General features: G+C 30.9%; 3 protein-coding genes. All 3 read left to right on the top strand.

What is annotated here, in order from left to right; genetic code table 11:
- The coding region (locus CS884_RS00035) for a C40 family peptidase (RefSeq protein WP_180753273.1) at positions 1 to 545 on the top strand (545 nt) is incomplete at its 5' end.
- A 14-nt stretch (positions 546 to 559) separates the two neighbouring features.
- Positions 560 to 799, top strand: a complete 240-nt coding sequence (locus CS884_RS00030; protein ID WP_001080402.1) for a hypothetical protein — start codon at positions 560 to 562, stop codon at positions 797 to 799.
- On the top strand, positions 786 to 3,209 hold the full coding sequence (locus tag CS884_RS00025; protein WP_099320114.1) for a leucine-rich repeat protein: 2,424 nt from the start codon (positions 786 to 788) through the stop codon (positions 3,207 to 3,209). Before CS884_RS00030 ends, CS884_RS00025 begins: the two co-directional genes overlap by 14 nt.
- Positions 3,210 to 3,393: the final 184 nt, after the last annotated feature.

The following is a 3,393-nucleotide window of genomic DNA, read 5'->3' as shown; positions in this document are numbered from 1 at the left end:
AAGTTGTTAGGGAAATATTTAAAGATTATCCAGACAATGTAGTTCATTATGAAGCTCTTCTTGAAGCTAAGGGAAATATGGGAGATGTTTTTGGATCAGGTAATGGGGACTTAGGAGAAATAGTAGATAATCCAAACTTTGGAAATCCTGGTCTTGCTTTTGATTCAGCTACTGCCAAAGCCTTATTTAATGAAGCAGAAAAACATATAGGCAAAAGATATGTGTTTGGAGCAAGTGGACCATCTAACTTTGACTGCTCAGGTTTTGTATGTTGGTCATTTACAAAGTCTGGTGTAAAGAGAATGCCAAGAACAACTGCATGGAGAATATACAAAGACTATTGTAACCCAGTCAGTCCAAGTGAAGCTCAACCTGGAGATATTATATTTTTCCATTCAACATATAACAGTGGAACACCAATATCTCACGTAGGAATATACGCAGGTAATGGAATGATGATTCACGCAGGAGATCCAATTCAATACACATCAATAAATTCAAAATATTGGAAATCACACTTTTATGGTTTTGGAAGACCAAGATAGAAGGGAGATATTATGTGAACAGAAAGCTTATAAGTATTAGAAACAAAAAGAAAAAAATAGAAGAGAAATTAAAAGATCTAAATGCAAAATACAAGGAAATTTGCGATGAAGAAATACAAGTTGAAAATGAAGAAATAATTGTAACTCTTAGGAGGAACAATATCAGCTTGGAAGAATTAATGGAGAAAATCAATGATAGAAAAAGAGAAGAAAAATTAAAAGAAAAGGAGAACATTCATAATGAAGAAATTTAATACGAACAAACTAAGAGCCTTTTTTATGGCTCTTTTATTAATTTTGACATCAACTGTGCATACAAGTGCATTTGCAAAGTCTGATGTTACTTGGACGGAAGATGATTTTATTTACCATCAAGGAGATAAGACTCATGTAGCAGGACTAAGTAAAACAGGATGGGAAAAAGCAGAGAAAACTCAAGAAATTAAGTTTTTAGAAGGTACTAAAACTATTGGATATATAAATAGTTCTGGTTACTCACAAAATATGTTTGATATTCCAAGAATATCAAAGTTAAAAGATTTGAAGATTACTTTACCAGAATCCCTAGAAACAATTAAGAGCAACTCTTTTGTATATTGCCCAATAAGAGAAATTAAATTGCCAAGCAATTTAAAAACAATTGAAAGTTGGGCATTTAACAATACAAATTTAGAAGAAATCTATATTCCTGATTCAGTAACAAACCTTGGTGGTGCTGCTTTTAGAGAAAATAAGATAAAAAGAGCTAGACTTCCAAAAGGGTTAAAGGTTATAAAAGATGGATTATTCTTTGAAAACGAACTAGAAGAAATTGAAATACCAGATAGTGTTGAAGTTATTGAAGGTGGAGCTTTTTATAAGAACGCATTAAGGAGAATTAATGCACCAAGCAATCCTAAACTTAATAATACTGGAGCTAAGTTAATAGGGAATCAAGTTGTAGAATATAGACCAAAACAAAATCCTTTCTATCTTAATAATCTAGGATATAATGGAGAACTTGGAATTTCTAATTACAAAAATCTAATCAAAGATGAAGATGGAGGATTGATATTTCCAAAAGATGTAGACATGGTAGAATTGGACTTTTCAGTTCCAAAATACTACTATTCAGGAACTATCAAGATTTACAATCCAAATAAATATTCCATTGATACTCAAACAGATTTAACAGGGCAAGATATTGATGAAAAGGACAATAAGATTGATGATTTAACAAAAAACATTAAGGACTTAGAAAATCAGATTAAAGAATTAAATGAAAAGAAACAAGAAGACCAATCAAAGATAGACGAATTAAAGGGAAAGTTAGAATCTTGCAAAGATAATGGAGAGAAACTAAAACAAGAAAAGTCTAAGTTAGAAGAAGAGATTAGAGAGAAAGACAATAAGATTGCTCAATTGAATAAAGAAATTGAGGATCTTAAAAATTCTAACAATGATGAACTAATAGCAGAAATTACTCAGCTTAAAGATGAACTAAAAAGATTACAAGATGAAAATGCAAAACTAAAAGAAGATTATTCATCTACAAAATGGGAGTTAGAAGCTGAGAAAGAAAAGACCGATAAAAACGAAAATAAAATCAAAGAAATGCAAGAAAAGCTTGAGTCTTTAGAAGGAGAACTTGCAAAGAAGACTAAAGAAATTGAAGATAAAGATAATAGAATTAAGGACTTAGAAAAAGCTCTTGATGAAAAAGATGCTAAGATAAGAGACTTAGAGTCTAAAAAGAAAGATACAGAAAATTCTAAGTCAGAATGCTGTAAGAAAATTGAAGAGCTTCAAAAGGCTATTGATAGTTTAAAAGAATCTTCTGAAAATACAAAAAAAGAATTAGAAGATAAGATTAAAGGACTAGAAGAAAAACAAAAAGCTTCTGATGAAGAAATTAAAAAACTAAAAGAAGAATTAGATAAGAAAATTGAAGAAGCAAAGAAGTTAATCGAGGAAGCAAATAAAAAAGCGAAAGAAGAACTTGAGAAACAAGCTAAAGATGAAAAAGATAAAAATCTAAACCAAGACTTATCTAAGAAATTAGATGAACTTCTAAAACTCCAAAAAGAAAACAAAGAGAAGAAAGAAGATAAGAAATCTCAAGATAAGAAGTGGGACGAACTTTTGAAAGCTGATGACAAGAACATTCTAAATCAATTTGATCTTAACAAGATGAAAAAGCAAGAGGAACAACAAGGTAAAAAACAAGTTAAAGATGAAAAAGAATTTGCAGTTTTTCAAGTAGACAAAAACTTTTATAACATTATCAACAAAGATGGTAAGACAACAGTCTATATGGATGTAAAAACTTATGTGGATCAAGGAAGAACTATGATTCCAGTAAGATATATCGCTTATACTCTAGGTTTTAATGTTGAGTATGACAATTCTACTCGTGAAGCTATTTTCTCAAATAAAGAGAACAATATCTTAGCTAAAAAGACATTAAGACTAAATATTGATACTGGTGTTATGAAAGATTCAGATGGAAAGGTCTACAATTCAGATGTTAAGCCAGTGATTATAAATGGAAGAATTCATGCTTCAATTTCAAATATTGCTAAAGCTTTTGGGGCAAGTCATGGAGATATTAAAGATGGTAAAAACCAAACAATAGAATGGGACGATGCTAGAAAAGCAGTCTATGTATTTAAAAATGTAAAATAAGAAAGGATAGAAAAATGAATAAGAGTATTAAACGAGGAGTAGCCATAGCGTTACTCCTTTTTACAGTATGACGGGCATGTTCTAATGCTGGGGTGAAAATCCCTACAGAGCGTAGTTACCAACGAATCTAATAGCGACCCCGAAGTTTTAGGTGGCGACATCTAGGAGAGAAGAACGGGTAGCG

It is taken from the genome of Anaerococcus sp. Marseille-P3625, from assembly GCF_900232825.1.
GTDB lineage: Bacteria > Bacillota > Clostridia > Tissierellales > Peptoniphilaceae > Anaerococcus.
The sequence above is the reverse complement of the archived record's forward strand: the minus strand, read 5'-3'. Positions and strand labels throughout refer to the sequence as shown.